This is a genomic window from Streptomyces sp. NBC_01515 (assembly GCF_045040345.1).
Taxonomy (GTDB): Bacteria; Actinomycetota; Actinomycetes; order Streptomycetales; family Streptomycetaceae; genus Streptomyces.
Window position 1 is genome coordinate 3,021,573 of the sequence record NZ_CP109416.1, and the last position, 14,490, is coordinate 3,036,062.

Genomic DNA, 14,490 nt, shown 5'->3' on the forward strand with positions numbered 1-14,490 from the left:
CCGCGCTCCCGCACAACCCCCCGCACCCGATGAAAGCGACCCGACGAGAACAGAACAGCGAAAACGAAACGACGAAAACGAAGCGGCCGGCCCCGGAGACCCCGGAACCGGCCACGCGCGCGTGCGACGAATCAACCGACCTAGAGATCGACTTCCTGCATCAGCATGCCGACCTCGGTGTTGGACAGCCGCCGCAGCCAGCCCGACTTCTGGTCGCCCAGGGTGATCGGGCCGAAGGAGACACGCACCAGCTTGTCGACCGGGAAGCCGGCCTCCGCGAGCATGCGCCGCACGATGTGCTTGCGGCCCTCGTGGAGGGTCACCTCGACCAGGTAGTTCTTGCCGGTCTGCTCGACGACACGGAAGTGGTCCGCACGCGCGTACCCGTCCTCCAGCTGGATGCCGTCCTTGAGCTGCTTGCCCAGATCACGCGGGATCGGGCCCACGATGTGCGCGAGGTAGGTCTTCTTCACGCCGTACTTGGGGTGCGTCAGCCGGTGCGCCAGCTCGCCGTGGTTGGTGAGCAGGATCACACCCTCGGTCTCGGTGTCGAGCCGCCCGACGTGGAAAAGACGCGTCTCGCGGTTGGTGACGTAGTCGCCGAGGCACTGCCGGCCCTCGGGGTCCTCCATCGTCGCGACGACACCGGCGGGCTTGTTCAGCGAGAAGAACTGGTACGACTGCGTCGCCACCGTCAGCCCGTCGACCTTGATCTCGTCGTGCTCGGGGTCGACGCGCAGCCCCTGCTCGACGACGATCTCGCCGTTGACCTCGACCCGGGACTGCTCGATCAGCTCCTCGCAGGACCGCCGGGAGCCGTAGCCCGCGCGCGCGAGGACCTTCTGCAGCCGCTCGCCCTCTGCCTCGGCGCCCGGGAAGGTCTTGGGCGGCTTGATGTCCTTCTTGCCCGCGTACCGCTCCCGGTTGCGCTCCTCGGCCCGCGCGTCGTACTCACGCGAGGTCGCCGGCACCCAGCGCCCGCGTCCGGTGTCCTGGCCCTGCTTGGGGCCGCCCTTGGCACCACCGCGCGCGGCGGCACCCCGCCCTGACTTGGGACCTTCGTGGGATCCCGTGGGGCCCACGTCGTAGCGCCGCTCCTCGGGACGCGGCTTTCCGGCGCGCTTCGGCTTGTCGTCGCGCCCTCCCGCGCCGCCCGCGCCCCTCGACTGGGAGCCGCCCCCGCTTGCACCCCGGGAGTTGCCGGCCCCACCGGTTCCCCGGGAGTTGCCGCCCGCGCCGGAGCTACGGGGGTTGCCGCCTCCGCCGCCCCCGCGAGGACCGCCGCCCCCGCCGGAACCGCGGGGGTTACCGCGCCCGCCGCTCCTACCGCTGCCGCCACCACTGCTGCCACTGCCACTGCTTCGCATCAAAGTTCCGTCGTCGTCGTTTCGTCTGCATCTGCATCCGGTGCATCCGGATCGAACGACGGGACCCCTTCCAGCGTCTCCGCCTCGATCGCCTCAGCCTCAGGGAGGAAGGGCGCGAGCTCCGGGAGCTCGTCCAGGCCACGCAGGCCCATCCGCTCCAGAAAGTAGTTCGTCGTCACGTACAGGATCGCACCTGTTTCGGGTTCCGTGCCCGCCTCCTCGACCAGACCCCGCTGCAAGAGGGTGCGCATCACACCGTCGCAGTTGACTCCGCGGACCATCGAGACCCTGCTGCGGCTGACCGGCTGGCGGTACGCGACGACCGCCAGGGTCTCCAGCGCCGCCTGCGTGAGCCGGGCCTGCTGCCCGTCCAGGACGAACCCCTCGACGGCCGGCGCGTACTCCGGCCGCGAGTAGAACCGCCACCCGCCGGCGATCAGGCGCAGCTCGAAACCGCGCCCCTGGACGGTGTACTCGTCGGCCAGCTCGCGCAACGCGTCCGCGATCCGCCGTTTGGGCCGCTGGAGTATTTTCGCGAGGTGTTCCTCGGTCGCGGGCTCGTCCACGACCATCAGGACGGCCTCCAGAGCGGGCTTGAGGGCGAGATCCGCGACGGCGGACGGGCTCGCCGGTACGCCCGTGCTCTCCTCGCTCACGCCGACTCCTCCTTGGTCTCCTTGGGCGGCTCGGGCGGCCGGTCGAACTCGTCCGTCACCACCGGCTCGCCCTCCCCCTCCCCACCGGTCCAGCGCACGATCAGATCCCCAAGCGCGGTCTCCTGGTCCAGCGCGACGGCCTTCTCCCGGTACAGCTCCAGAAGGGCCAGGAACCTCGCTACGACGGTCAGGGTGTCGTCGGTGTCGTCCACGAGCACGCTGAAGCTGGCCTCGCCCAGCTCCCGCAGCCGCGCGACCATGATCCCGGCCTGCTCCTGCACGCTGACGAGCGGCGCGTGGATGTGATCGATGTACACCTGCGGCCTGGGCCTGGGCTGCATCGCCTTCACGGCGAGCTTGGCGAAGCCCTCGGGCCCGATCCGGATGACGACCTCGGGCAGCAGCTCGGCGTGGTGCGGTTCGAGCCCGACGGTACGGGGATAGCGCCGGGCTTCTTCGTCGAGGCGCCGGTTGAAGATGTCGGCGATCTGCTTGTACGCCCGGTACTGCAACAACCGCGCGAACAACAAGTCCCGCGCCTCCAGCAACGCGAGATCGGCCTCGTCCTCGACCTCGGCGGCGGGCAGCAGCCTGGCCGCCTTCAGATCCAGCAGGGTCGCCGCGACGACGAGGAACTCGGTCGTCTCGTCCAGGTCCCAGTCAGGACCCATCGCCCTGATGTACACCATGAACTCATCGGTGACCTTGGACAGCGCCACCTCGGTCACATCGAGCTTGTGCTTCGAGATCAGCTGGAGGAGAAGATCGAAGGGCCCCTCGAAGTTGGCGAGCCGCACCTTGAAGACCCCGTCACCGGGTTCTCCGGCCGAGACCTCCTCAACAGCCGCCCCAGGCTCTGCTACGACGACCTCGGGCTCCGGCACCAACTCCGGCTCCGCCACGACGATCTCGGCCTCGGCCGCCGGAGCCGCACCCGGCCCCTTGCCCAGCGCACGCCGACGGCCGGCCGGTGCGCCGGATGCGGGAGCGTCGTTCGAGGTCATGGCCCCCGCAGGCTACCGCTACCGCCCGCGAAGCCGGCGTACGAGAATGCTCGCGTCCCCGCGGGATTCCAGATCGGCCAGGACGACGGCGACCGCCTCGCGGACGATCCGGCCGCGGTCGACAGCGAGGCCGTGCTCGCCCCGGAGCATCAGGCGTGCGTGCTCCAGGTCGATGAGTTCCTCGGCGGAGACGTACACGGTGATCTTCTCGTCGTGCCGCTCGCGCCCGCTGGGCCGACGGTTGGCCTGCGCCCGCTGTCGCTGCTTCCGAGGCTGGGCAGAACCTTCCTGCACCTCCTGACGGCGTCCTGAGCCGTCCGCGGAGCGGCTGCGGGACTCACCGCCGTCCGAGTCCGCCGCGACGTGCTCGGCGCCCTCTCCGTCACCGCCCTGGGCGGGTACGGACTGCGGGGCGTCCTCCCCGGCGGCGGCACCGTCGCTCTCCCCCGCCGGAGCCGGTACCCGAGCCTCGCCGTTGGCCCGGCTCCTGGGGGTGGACGACTGAAGCGCCATCCCCCCTGTCGTACGGAACAGTTCGTCGGCCCCCGGCAGACTCACTCGGCGTGACACCGGGCGAGCACCTCCCTGGCGAGCTGGCGATAGGCGGCGGCACCGACGGAGTTGGAGGCGTACGTGGTGATCGGTTCACCGGCGACCGTGGTCTCCGGGAAGCGCACCGTGCGCCCGATGACCGTGTGGTAGACGTGATCGTCGAACGCCTCGACCACGCGGGCGAGGACCTCACGGCTGTGCACGGTGCGGGAGTCGTACATCGTGGCGAGGATCCCGTCGAGCTCCAACTCGGGGTTGAGGCGCTCCTGGACCTTCTCGATGGTCTCCGTCAGCAGCGCGACTCCGCGCAGCGCGAAGAACTCGCACTCCAGCGGCACGATCACCTTGTGAGCCGCCGTCAGGGCGTTCACGGTGAGCAGGCCGAGGGAGGGCTGACAGTCGATCACGATGTAGTCGTAGTCGGCCATCAGCGGCTTCAACGCCCGCTGCAGGGTGGACTCGCGCGCGACCTCGCTCACCAACTGCACTTCGGCGGCCGACAAGTCGATGTTGCTGGGCAGCAAGTCCATGTTCGGGACAGCTGTCTTGAGAAGCACCTCGTCGGCCGACATGCCCCGCTCCATGAGCAGGTTGTAGACGGTGAGGTCCAACTCCATGGGATTGACGCCCAGTCCGACCGAGAGCGCGCCCTGCGGGTCGAAGTCGACGAGCAGTACGCGCCGGCCGTACTCCGCGAGCGCGGCACCCAGGTTGATGGTCGACGTGGTCTTGCCGACGCCGCCCTTCTGGTTGCACATCGCGACGATCGTGGCGGGGCCGTGACTGGTCAGCGGACCCGGGATCGGGAAGTAGGGCAGCGGGCGTCCGGTCGGGCCCACGCGCTCACGGCGCTGGCGGGCCGCGTCGGGCGCGAGCGTGGCCGCGTACTCGGGATCGGGCTCGTACTCGGCGTCGGGGTCGTAGAAGTGCCCGTCGGGCAGTTCGTCGTAGTCGGCGAACTGGTTGCGGGGCGTGCCCCTTCCATCGCCGGCCATGGCGTTCACGTGATGGCCATCCATGCTCTGGTGTGCTGGCTGGGTCACCCCTGGCTGCTGGTGACCCTGGTGGGCTGCGAAGGTTCGCACCGCAACGGAGCCGACAGCCTCGAACCCCGCGGGCTCCTGGCCCCTTGCAGCCGTTCCTGGTTGACCACCCCCGGGAGAAAATGTCGACTCATTCACAAGTCGTCTTACCTCCTTGGTGACCAGGGAATTTCTCGATAGGTCAGCGTGGCACCATGCCGACGGTTGGCGACTCTATGGCGTGTCGGGTGTTCGCAGCAACACAATCCGCCTTACCCGGCCCGATGTGTCGGCAATGAAACATCCCTCTGTCAAGGGCGTACGGCAGTCGCACGGCAGGTTTCACCGGTGCACGAATCGGCTCAAGCGTTACGTTCGGGGCGAGTTGGCCGAGTGCCGCAAAGTGACCATACACACACCCGGCCGGACCTTGTCGGGCAAGGTCCGGCCGGGCGTGCGGTGTTGACGACCTGTGTTGACGTATCGCCTTTTACTGAACGGTGACTTAGTCGACAGAGTCAGCCGAGCAGCGATTCCAGCTCGACGTGCTCCAGTCCGTGCGCCTCGGCGACCTCGCGGTAAATCACCTTGCCGTCATGGGTGTTGAGACCCTTGGCGAGAGCAGGATCACGTCGCAGCGCGTCGGCCCAGCCGCGGTTCGCGAGCTCCACGATGTACGGGAGCGTGGCGTTGGTGAGCGCGTAGGTCGACGTGTTGGGCACCGCGCCGGGCATGTTGGCGACGCAGTAGAAGACCGAGTTGTGGACCGGGAAGGTCGGCTCGGCGTGGGTCGTCGGGCGCGAGTCCTCGAAGCAGCCGCCCTGGTCGATCGCGATGTCGACAAGAACACTTCCGGGCTTCATGCGCGACACGAGTTCGTTGGTGACGAGCTTCGGTGCCTTGGCGCCCGGGATGAGCACCGCGCCGATGACGAGGTCGGCGTCCAGGACGGCCTTCTCCAGCTCGAAGGCGTTGGACATGATCGCCCGGACCTTGGTGCCGAAGACCTTGTCGGCCTCGCGGAGCTTGTTGATGTCGCGGTCGAGCAGCGTGACGTGGAAGCCCATGCCGACGGCGATCTGCGTGGCGTTCCAGCCGGAGACACCGCCACCGATGACGACGGCGCGCGCGGGCTGGGTGCCGGGGACACCGCCGGGGAGGACACCGCGGCCGCCGACCGAGCGCATGAGGTGGTAGGCGCCGACCTGCGGGGCCAGCCGGCCCGCGACCTCGGACATCGGGGCGAGCAACGGCAGGGCGCGGCCGGGCAGTTCGACGGTCTCGTAGGCGATGGCCGTGGTGCCGGACTCGACGAGCGCGTCGGTGCACTCCTTGGAGGCGGCGAGGTGCAGGTACGTGAAGAGCGTCTGGTCCTTGCGGAGGCGGTGGTACTCCTCGGCGATGGGCTCCTTGACCTTGAGCAGCAGGTCGGTGGTGGCCCACACCTCGTCGGCGGTGGCCAGGATCCGCGCACCGGCCGAGACGTACTCGTCGTCCGTGATCGAGGAGCCGACGCCGGCGTTCTGCTCGATGAAGACCTGGTGGCCGTGGCGCACCAGCTCGTGCACGCCGGCGGGGGTGATGGCCACCCGGAACTCGTTGTTCTTGACCTCGCGGGGGATGCCGACCTTCACGTCGATCACGGTCCTTGGCTCAGAGGGTGTGGGGCAATACATCTCATACCTGGGCATGACACAGCACACCAGGAGACCGCAGGAGAAGGTGCGGCAGAGCCAGTCTAATGAAGGCGTTCTCCGTGTCTAGCCTTTCAATGCATCAATCTTCTGCGGATGTACTACGGATTTCGCAGGCGTTAGCGTCTTGTTCCAGGGGTTCGGAGGCGGATTCCAAGGATTCGGGGGCGGAATGGCCCTCCACAAGCTCCTCGCCCAGCATCCGCTCGGCCGTCCCGCGGTGCAGCGCGGCGGACGCCGGGTCGCCGAGCCGGTCCAGGGTGTCGGCCAGCCGCAGCTGCAGTGCCGCCTGCAGCCGTACGTCCTCGGCGCGGCGCGCCCACTCGACGGCCTCGTGGCAGGTGGCGAGTGATTCCTCGGGGCGGCCCGCGTACTCCTGGACCCGGGCCAGCTCGCTCAACGCCCTTGCCTGGGCGGCCACATCACCGTTCTTGCGGTGCCCGGCGACGGCGGCCCGCCAGTTCCTGAGCGCCTCGCCGTAACGGCCCGCGTAGGTGTGCGCGGCGCCGATCCGGCCGTAGAGCCGGGCGGCGTCCACGCGCTCGTCCCGGGCCTGCCGCTGGGCGAGCGCGCGGCCGAACCAGTCGGCGGCCCGGTCGTGGTCCCCCAGCTCCTGGTGCGCGCCGCCTACGGATTCCATCGCGCGGCCGGTCGCATACGGGTCGTTCGCCTCGCGTCCGGCGTCCAGCGCGGCCCGGTAGCGGGCCAGTGCATCGGTCGTCCGGCCGGTCTGCGCGTCCAGATCGGCGAGGTTGAGCAGCGCGGCGGCCTTCTCGCGGGGCAGGTTGCGCCGCTCGGCCACGTCGAGGACGAGGCGGTGGATGCCGTAGAGCTCGGGGGCGGCGGCCTGGGTGCCGACGTGGGCGACCATCGCGCGCACCAGCTGGGACATCAACCGGCGGGCCAGTGTGTCGAGTTCGCCGTCGGCGACCGCGAGGCGGGCGGAGGCGAGCAGGGCGGGCCGGCGGACGCGGAGCCAGTCGGCGGCGGCCCGGGGGGTCGGGAAGCGCAGCGCGCTGGGCGTGCCGAGGAGTTTCTCGCGGGCCTGGGGGCTGTCCGTCTCGGTGATGGCACGGCAGGACTGGAGCAGCCGTACGGTCCGCTCCAGCATGCGGGCGCGGGCCAGCTGGAGTTCGGCCGGGCGGTCCTGGGCCTCGGCGAGGGCGTGCAGGAGGGGCTGGAGGCAGCCGGGGACCTCGTACTGCGGCAGCGGCGAGTCCAGGGCCCGCAGCAGGCCGGCCGCGACGAAGTCGTCCAGGGTGGTGCGGGCGCCGTTGACGGAGCAGCCGGCGAGCGCGGAGGCGGTCTGCGGGTCGACCAGGCCGGCCGGGGCGAGGGAGAGCAGTCGCAGTATCCGGGCGGCGGGGCTGGGCAGCGAGCCGTAGACGAGCCGGAAGACGCGGCTCAGGGGGGCGCCCTCGTCGCTCTCTGCGTGCAGGTGCTTGGCGAGGTCGGCCACGGCCGCCTGCGGGCGGGCGGCGAGCCAGCCGCCGGCCAGGGTCAGCGCGGCGGGCTGGGACCGGCACACCTCGACGAGGCCCTCGGCGGCGACCGGGTCGACGGTGATGCGGACCGCGCCGGTGTAGCGGGTGAGGAGTTCCAGTGCGGACTTGGTGTCGAGGCCGCCCAGGGTGCAGGGGCGGACGTCGGCGATGCCGGTGAGCGGGCCGCCGGAGACGGCGACGACCAGGCAGTCCGGGGAGTCCGGCAGCAGCGCGTCGACCTGCTCGGCGTCGGCCGCGTCGTCCAGCAGGAGCAGCGCCCGCCGGTCGGTGAGGGCCGCGCGCAGGATGTCCGAGAGGTCGTCCTCGGAGGCGCCGGCCGGGGTCGGCAGCTCCAGGGCGGTGAGGAGTTCGCGGGCGGTGCGCTCGGTGGGGACGGGGGTGCCGTCGGGCTCGCTGAGCCGCGCGCGGAACACCCCGGCGTCGTAACGGTCAGCGACCTGTCGGACGAGTTCCTCGGCCAGCGCGCTGCGGCCGGAGCCGGGCTTGCCCGCGATGAGGAGGACCCGCGCGCGCGGGGCCTTGCGGCCGGCGATGGTGTCCAGGCCCGCACGCTCGATGTCGGCGCGCAGCTCCTTCAACTCTCTTGCGCGGCCCAGGAATTGGCCCTCGGGAGTAGTGTCCTCGGACAGCCTCACGCCGCCGGTGTCCACCGCCTGATCCGTCACGGGCCACACTCCCGTCCCACTGCACGCGCATAGCCCGCCGGGACTCCGGATCGGGTGATTCCAGAGCCTAGTTCACGCTCTGCGACGAACCGTGCGGAGCGCGGCGGGCACGTCCCCCGATCGGATCAGCCGATCGTCACACCGGGGATCGATGGCAAAGGGAGTCCGGGTTCAGGACTCGAAGGGACGCGCGGGCCACGGCGCCTCGGCGGGGCGCAGCGCGTCGACGCCGTCCCCGTGCCGGGCGGCGACCAGGGAGAGGACGCCGACGGCGAGGCAGTTGTTGTGCAGCTCGCCCGCGAGGACCCCGCGGACCAGGTCGTCGAGGGGCACACGCGCGTGCTCCATGTCGGCCTCCTCGTCCTCCACCTCGAAGCGCTGTCCGTCGGCCTCGGACAGGTTCCGGGCCAGGAAGATGCGGATGGCCTCGTCGCAGCCGCCGGGCGTGGTGTAGACGTCGGTCAGCACCCGCCAGTCCTCGGCCTTGACGTGCGCCTCCTCGTACAGCTCGCGCTGGGCGGCGTGCAGCGGGTTCTCGCCCGGGATGTCGAGCAGTCCGGCCGGGATCTCCCACAGCTTCTGCCGTACGGGGTGGCGGTACTGCTTGATGACCAGCACCCGGTCCTGCTCGTCGAGGGCGAGGACGGCCACGGAGCCGGGGTGGACCTGGTAGTCGCGGTGCACGACGGCGCCGCCGGGCATGACCACGTCGTCGGTGCGTACGGAGGTCTTGTTGCCGACGAAGGGGGTCACGGTCGCCCGGATCTCCCACTCCTCCGGGGTGTCCTTGATCGTCATGCGCTGTCCCTCCACACGTACACGAACCACGTACCCGAACCACACGTTCACGGACGTCACGTAAAAACGGCCGGGGTGCACACCTTTTGAAGGCGCGCACCCCGGTCACCGTACAACCTTCGTACTACTTGCCCGTCTTGCGTTCCACGGCCGCCTTGACCAGGCCCGCGAAGAGCGGGTGCGGCCGGGTCGGGCGGGAGCGCAGCTCGGGGTGGGCCTGGGTCGCGACGAGGTAGGGGTGCGCCTCGCGCGGGTACTCCACGTACTCCACGAGCTTGCCGTCCGGGGACGTGCCGGAGAACTGCAGACCGGCCTTCTTCTCCAGCTCGGCGCGGTAGGCGTTGTTGACCTCGTAGCGGTGGCGGTGGCGCTCCTCGACGTACTCCTTGCCGTCGTAGACCTCGCGCACGATGGAGCCCTCGGCGAGCTTGGCCGGGTACATGCCCAGGCGCATGGTGCCGCCCATGTCGCCCTCGCCCGCGACGATGTCGAGCTGCTCGGCCATGGTGGAGATGACCGGGTGGCCGGTGGCCGGGTCGAACTCGGTGGAGTTGGCGTCCGCGATGCCGGCCAGGTTGCGCGCGGCCTCGATCACGATGCACTGGAGGCCCAGGCAGAGGCCGAGCAGCGGGATCTTGTGCTCGCGGGCGTACTGGATGGCGCCGACCTTGCCGGAGACACCGCGGTCGCCGAAGCCGCCGGGGATGCAGATCGCGTCCACGTCGGCGAGCTGCTTGGCGGCGCCGGCCGGGGTCCTGCAGTCGTCCGAGGTGACCCACTTGATCTTCACGCGGGCCTTGTTGGCGAACCCGCCGGCGCGCAGTGCCTCGGTGACCGAGAGGTAGGCGTCGGGCAGGTCGATGTACTTGCCGACCAGCGCGAGGTTGATCTCGTGCACCGGGTTGTGGACCCGGTCGAGCAGGTCGTCCCAGGTCGTCCAGTCCACATCGCGGAACGGGAGGTCCAGCTTGCGGACGACATAGGCGTCCAGGCCCTCGGTGTGCACGGTCTTCGGGATGTCGTAGATCGAGCGGGCGTCGGGGCAGGCCACCACGGCGGCCTCGTCGACGTCGCACATCAGCGAGATCTTGCGCTTGATCGCGGTCGGTACCTCGCGGTCGGAGCGCAGCACGATGGCGTCGGGCTGGATGCCGATGTTGCGCAGGGCCGCGACCGAGTGCTGGGTCGGCTTGGTCTTCAGCTCGCCCGAGGGGCCGATGTAGGGCAGGAGCGAGATGTGGACGACGAACACGTTGTCGCGGCCGACCTCGTGGCGGACCTGGCGGACCGTCTCCAGGAAGGGCAGCGACTCGATGTCGCCGACCGTGCCGCCGACCTCGGTGATGACGACGTCGACCTCGTCGGTCGCCATGCGCCGGATGCGGTGCTTGATCTCGTTGGTGATGTGCGGGATGACCTGCACGGTGTCGCCCAGGTACTCGCCGCGCCGCTCCTTGGCGATCACCGTCGAGTAGACCTGGCCCGTGGTGACGTTGGCGCTGCCGTCCAGGTCGCGGTCGAGGAAGCGCTCGTAGTGGCCGATGTCGAGGTCGGTCTCGGCACCGTCGTTGGTGACGAACACCTCACCGTGCTGGAAGGGGTTCATCGTGCCGGGGTCGACGTTCAGGTACGGGTCGAGCTTCTGCATCACGACGCGCAGGCCCCGCGCCTTGAGGAGCATGCCGAGGCTGGAGGCGGTGAGGCCCTTGCCGAGTGAGGAGGCGACACCCCCGGTGACGAAGATGTGCTTGGTCGTCGTGGTGTTGCTGTTTCGGAAAGCAGCGGGCGGCATGGCCAAGAGGGGGCTCCCGTGGTCGCGGTCTGGGGTGCGGTGCGGCTGCCCGCCCGGAGAACCCGGGTTTTTCTGGAGGCGCCGTCGCTGCGGTTCGGGGGTTTCTTGCCCACCGGTCCACGGGCTACCAGGGTATCAGCGCCCGGAGGGGATGGCTTCCGGCCACGCTCCGCGCCCGCCTCGACACGGACGCGACCTGCATCGACATGAACACGCCTCCCGTCGACACAGACGCGCCCTGGTTACCTGCTTCTCACCGGGTGCTCACCCGTTCGGCCCAGGTCCGTTGGCGAGAGCGGCACACAGATCATCTACGTGCGTCGTATCCTGCTCGGACACTCGCTGCCGAGCCGGTCCGGAACACGGCACCACCCCCGCCCGTATCTCCCGGAACAACGAGAGCTCGTCAGTCCGTTGGGCGACGACCCCCATTTGCTTCATGGCTCAACGACGCACTACAAACGATCCCTTGACCGCACACAGCGACCGCCCCTTTTCCCTGGGGCGACGTGGCCGTTCGACTGGAGTTGCACGTGGCCGGGCGCATCGAAGATTACGCACTCATCGGAGACATGCAGACCGCTGCCCTGGTCTGCCGGGACGGCACGGTGGACTGGCTCTGCCTGCCCCGATTCGACTCCCATGCCATCTTCGCCGGTCTACTGGGAACCGAGGAACACGGCTTCTGGCGGCTGGGCCCGGCCCACGCCTCCGACACGCCGCCGCCCATGGCGGCCCGGCGCGGCTACCGCGGCGACTCGCTGATCCTGGAATCCGAGTGGGACACCCCGCGAGGCACGGTCCGCGTGACCGATTTCATGCCCCCTCGCGACGGCGCCCCCCAGCTGATCCGCATCGTGGAGGGCATCTCCGGCCGCGTCCCGATGCGCTCGGCCCTCCGGATGCGTTTCTCCTACGGCCGGGTCGTCCCCTGGGTGCACAAGCACGAGGGCCGCACGGTCGCCGTCGCGGGCCCCGACTCCGTGTGGTTCGACACATCGGCGGAGACCTACGGCAAGCGGCTCACGACGTACGCGGACTTCACGGTCGCGCCGGGTGACCGCATCGCGTTCACCATCTCGTGGGAGCCCTCGCACAAGCAGCCGCCGGCGCTCCCCGAGCCGGAGCAGTCGCTGGAGGCCACGGAGGACTTCTGGCGCGACTGGGTCGACCAGTGCACGTACCACGGCCCGTACCGCGAGGCGGTGGTCCGCTCCCTGATCACGCTGAAGGCGCTGACGTACGCCCCGACGGGCGGCATCGTCGCCGCGCCCACCACCTCCCTCCCGGAGGAGATCGGCGGCGTCCGCAACTGGGACTACCGCTACACCTGGCTCCGCGACGCGGCCATCACCCTCTCCTCGCTCCTGCGCACCGGCTACCGCGAGGAGGCCCGCGCCTGGCGCGAGTGGCTCCTGCGGGCCGTCGCCGGTGACCCGGAGAACCTGCAGATCATGTACGGCATCGCCGGCGAGCGCGAGCTGGGCGAGGCGGAGCTGGACTGGCTGCCGGGCTACGAGAACTCGGGCCCGGTCCGGGTGGGCAACGGCGCGGCGCACCAGCTCCAGCTGGACGTCTACGGCGAGGTCACCGAGGCCCTGCACCTGGCTCACATGACGGGCCTGGCCCGCAACGACTACGCCTCCCTCCTCCAGCTGAAGCTGATCCGCTACCTGGAGAAGCACTGGGACGAGCCCGACGAGGGCATCTGGGAGGTGCGCGGCCCGCGCCGCCACTTCGTGCACTCGAAGGTGATGGCCTGGGTCGCGGTCGACCGCACGATCAAGCTGATCGAGTCGGGCGACGCGGACGGCCCGCTGGAGAAGTGGCGCGAACTGCGCGACGACATCCACCGGGACGTGTGCGAGCGCGGCTACGACAAGGAGCGCAACACCTTCACGCAGTCGTACGGCTCGAAGGAGCTGGACGCCTCGCTGCTCCTCATCCCGCAGATGGGCTTCCTGCCCCCGGACGACAAGCGCGTGATCGGCACGATCGAGGCGATCCAGCGCGAGCTGTCCACCCCGGACGGCTTCATCCTGCGGTACCCGACCTCGGGCACGGACGAGGGCGTGGACGGCCTCCCCGGCGACGAGGGCGCGTTCCTGGCCTGCTCGTTCTGGATGGCGGACGACCTCGCGATGATCGGCCGCGTGGACGAGGCCCGCAAGCTCTTCGAGAAGCTCCTGTCGCTCCGCAACGACCTGGGCCTCCTCGCCGAGGAGTGGGACCCGCGCCTGCAACGCCAGGTCGGCAACTTCCCGCAGGCCTTCAGCCACGTCCCCCTGATCGACACGGCCCTGCGCCTGACGGCTTCGGGGGCCTACGGCGGCTGACACCCGCCGAGCCCGCGCCCCGGGCCCGAGTTGTGCCCGGGGACGGCGGCACCGCCGCATCCGTACCGCAGCGGGAAATCCAGGTGCCCCGGCCGCCGCTCGTCCCTACCCTTCCCGCCATGGAGAGCATGGACAGCACCGGGGCCGGGCGGCTCCTGAACGTCGTGGACGTCGAAGCCACCTGCTGGGATCGTGGCCAACCGCCGGGCGAGGTCAGCGAGATCATCGAGATCGGACTGACCGTCGTCGACCTGGCCACCGCGGAGCGCCTCGCCCGGCATCGGATCCTGGTGCGGCCTGTCCGGTCCACGGTCAGCGCGTTCTGCACGGAGCTGACCGGCCTCACGCAGCACGAGGTGGACGGAGGGGTCGGCTTCGCCGAGGCGTGCCGGCTGCTGGCGGCCGACCACCACGCCGGGTCCCGCCCGTGGGCCAGTTGGGGCGACTACGACCGCAACCAGTTCACCCTGCAGTGCCGGCACACCCGGACGCCCTACCCCTTCGGCCAACACCACACCAACGCCAAAACGGCCTTCACCGAGGCATACGGCCTGCGCAAACGCCCCGGCATGGCGCAGGCCCTGGAAATCGCCGGACTGCGGCTCGAAGGCCGGCACCACCGCGGCGAGGACGATGCCTGGAACATCGCCGCCCTCGTTCTCCATCTGTCGGAGCGGGGCACCTGGCCGGACACAACGCCCGCGGCGGCGAACAGATTGGTGCGAGGGGCCGATGGAACCGGGTAACGTCCTTGTCGTGTTCTTCCGATGAATCCGTAGATCACTCCACATCACTACCGGGAGAACCCGTGACCGTGAGCAAGAACATCAACAACCCCGTGGGCATGGGCGGCGGCCAGCGCAAGAAGCAGTCCCGCGCCGAACGGCAGAACCACGGTCCGCACCGCAACCTCGACCGCCAGAGCGCGGCCGACCAGAAGGCGGAGCTGGTACGCAAGATGCGCGAGAAGGCCCGCGCGGCCGAGGACGCCGGCCAGCCGGACGAGGACACCGCACAGAGCTGACACACCGCCGCGGCAGGGAACTGGACACCGCCGCCGAGCGCACGCCCCGGGCCCGAGATGTGCCCGGGGCGTTTC

General features: G+C 70.1%; 12 protein-coding genes. 3 read left to right on the top strand and 9 right to left on the bottom strand.

The genetic code is table 11. From position 1 onward, the window contains the following. Positions 1–140: 140 nt before the first annotated feature. From OG407_RS13340 to OG407_RS13380, 9 genes are all read right to left on the bottom strand, one after another. Entirely contained in the window at positions 141–1,367 is a 1,227-nt protein-coding gene (locus OG407_RS13340; protein WP_405857931.1) for a pseudouridine synthase, read from the bottom strand. Continuing rightward, the gene (gene scpB / locus OG407_RS13345; protein WP_328684223.1) at positions 1,367–2,023 is read right to left on the bottom strand and encodes an SMC-Scp complex subunit ScpB; all 657 of its coding nucleotides are present in this window, start codon (positions 2,021–2,023) and stop codon (positions 1,367–1,369) included. The genes OG407_RS13340 and scpB overlap by 1 nt, the downstream gene beginning before the upstream one ends. Continuing rightward, the gene (locus OG407_RS13350) at positions 2,020–3,027 is read right to left on the bottom strand and encodes a segregation and condensation protein A (RefSeq protein WP_405857933.1); all 1,008 of its coding nucleotides are present in this window, start codon (positions 3,025–3,027) and stop codon (positions 2,020–2,022) included. Before OG407_RS13350 ends, scpB begins: the two co-directional genes overlap by 4 nt. An 18-nt stretch (positions 3,028–3,045) precedes the next feature. Then, positions 3,046–3,597, bottom strand: a complete 552-nt coding sequence (locus OG407_RS13355) for a hypothetical protein (RefSeq protein ID WP_366497819.1) — start codon at positions 3,595–3,597, stop codon at positions 3,046–3,048. After that, positions 3,582–4,760: a ParA family protein gene (locus tag OG407_RS13360; RefSeq protein WP_365308520.1), complete on the bottom strand. Its 1,179-nt coding sequence runs from the start codon at positions 4,758–4,760 to the stop codon at positions 3,582–3,584. Before OG407_RS13360 ends, OG407_RS13355 begins: the two co-directional genes overlap by 16 nt. 359 nt (positions 4,761–5,119) lie before the next feature. Next, the gene (gene ald / locus OG407_RS13365) at positions 5,120–6,235 is read right to left on the bottom strand and encodes an alanine dehydrogenase (RefSeq protein WP_366097855.1); all 1,116 of its coding nucleotides are present in this window, start codon (positions 6,233–6,235) and stop codon (positions 5,120–5,122) included. 142 nt (positions 6,236–6,377) lie between these two features. Further along, positions 6,378–8,465, bottom strand: a complete 2,088-nt coding sequence (locus OG407_RS13370; protein ID WP_405857935.1) for a tetratricopeptide repeat protein — start codon at positions 8,463–8,465, stop codon at positions 6,378–6,380. 171 nt (positions 8,466–8,636) lie between these two features. Next, positions 8,637–9,263 (bottom strand): NUDIX domain-containing protein, encoded by a 627-nt coding sequence (locus OG407_RS13375; protein WP_405857937.1) that lies wholly within the window; start codon positions 9,261–9,263, stop codon positions 8,637–8,639. 124 nt (positions 9,264–9,387) lie between these two features. Then, a complete protein-coding gene (locus tag OG407_RS13380; RefSeq protein ID WP_405857939.1) occupies positions 9,388–11,055 on the bottom strand; it encodes a CTP synthase in 1,668 nt (555 codons plus the stop codon). Positions 11,056–11,588: 533 nt separating this feature from the next. Here OG407_RS13380 and OG407_RS13385 point away from each other — a divergent pair. The 3 genes from OG407_RS13385 to OG407_RS13395 all read left to right on the top strand — a co-directional run bounded on the left by OG407_RS13385 (position 11,589) and on the right by OG407_RS13395 (position 14,415). Continuing rightward, positions 11,589–13,391: a glycoside hydrolase family 15 protein gene (locus OG407_RS13385; protein WP_403590609.1), complete on the top strand. Its 1,803-nt coding sequence runs from the start codon at positions 11,589–11,591 to the stop codon at positions 13,389–13,391. 128 nt (positions 13,392–13,519) lie between these two features. Next, positions 13,520–14,137, top strand: a complete 618-nt coding sequence (locus OG407_RS13390) for an exonuclease domain-containing protein (RefSeq protein ID WP_405868390.1) — start codon at positions 13,520–13,522, stop codon at positions 14,135–14,137. Between the two features lie 62 nt (positions 14,138–14,199). Then, the gene (locus tag OG407_RS13395) at positions 14,200–14,415 is read left to right on the top strand and encodes a DUF6243 family protein (protein WP_403590541.1); all 216 of its coding nucleotides are present in this window, start codon (positions 14,200–14,202) and stop codon (positions 14,413–14,415) included. Positions 14,416–14,490 lie beyond the last annotated feature (75 nt).

Excerpts from the sequence above, each read along its gene's own strand:
- OG407_RS13340 (WP_405857931.1), bottom strand. The coding sequence starts at position 1,367 with ATGCGAAGCAGTGGCAGTGGCAGCAGTGGTGGCGGCAGCGGTAGGAGC.
- OG407_RS13390 (WP_405868390.1), top strand. The coding sequence starts at position 13,520 with ATGGACAGCACCGGGGCCGGGCGGCTCCTGAACGTCGTGGACGTCGAA.
- OG407_RS13350 (WP_405857933.1), bottom strand. The coding sequence starts at position 3,027 with ATGACCTCGAACGACGCTCCCGCATCCGGCGCACCGGCCGGCCGTCGG.
- OG407_RS13380 (WP_405857939.1), bottom strand. The coding sequence starts at position 11,055 with ATGCCGCCCGCTGCTTTCCGAAACAGCAACACCACGACGACCAAGCAC.
- OG407_RS13375 (WP_405857937.1), bottom strand. The coding sequence starts at position 9,263 with ATGACGATCAAGGACACCCCGGAGGAGTGGGAGATCCGGGCGACCGTG.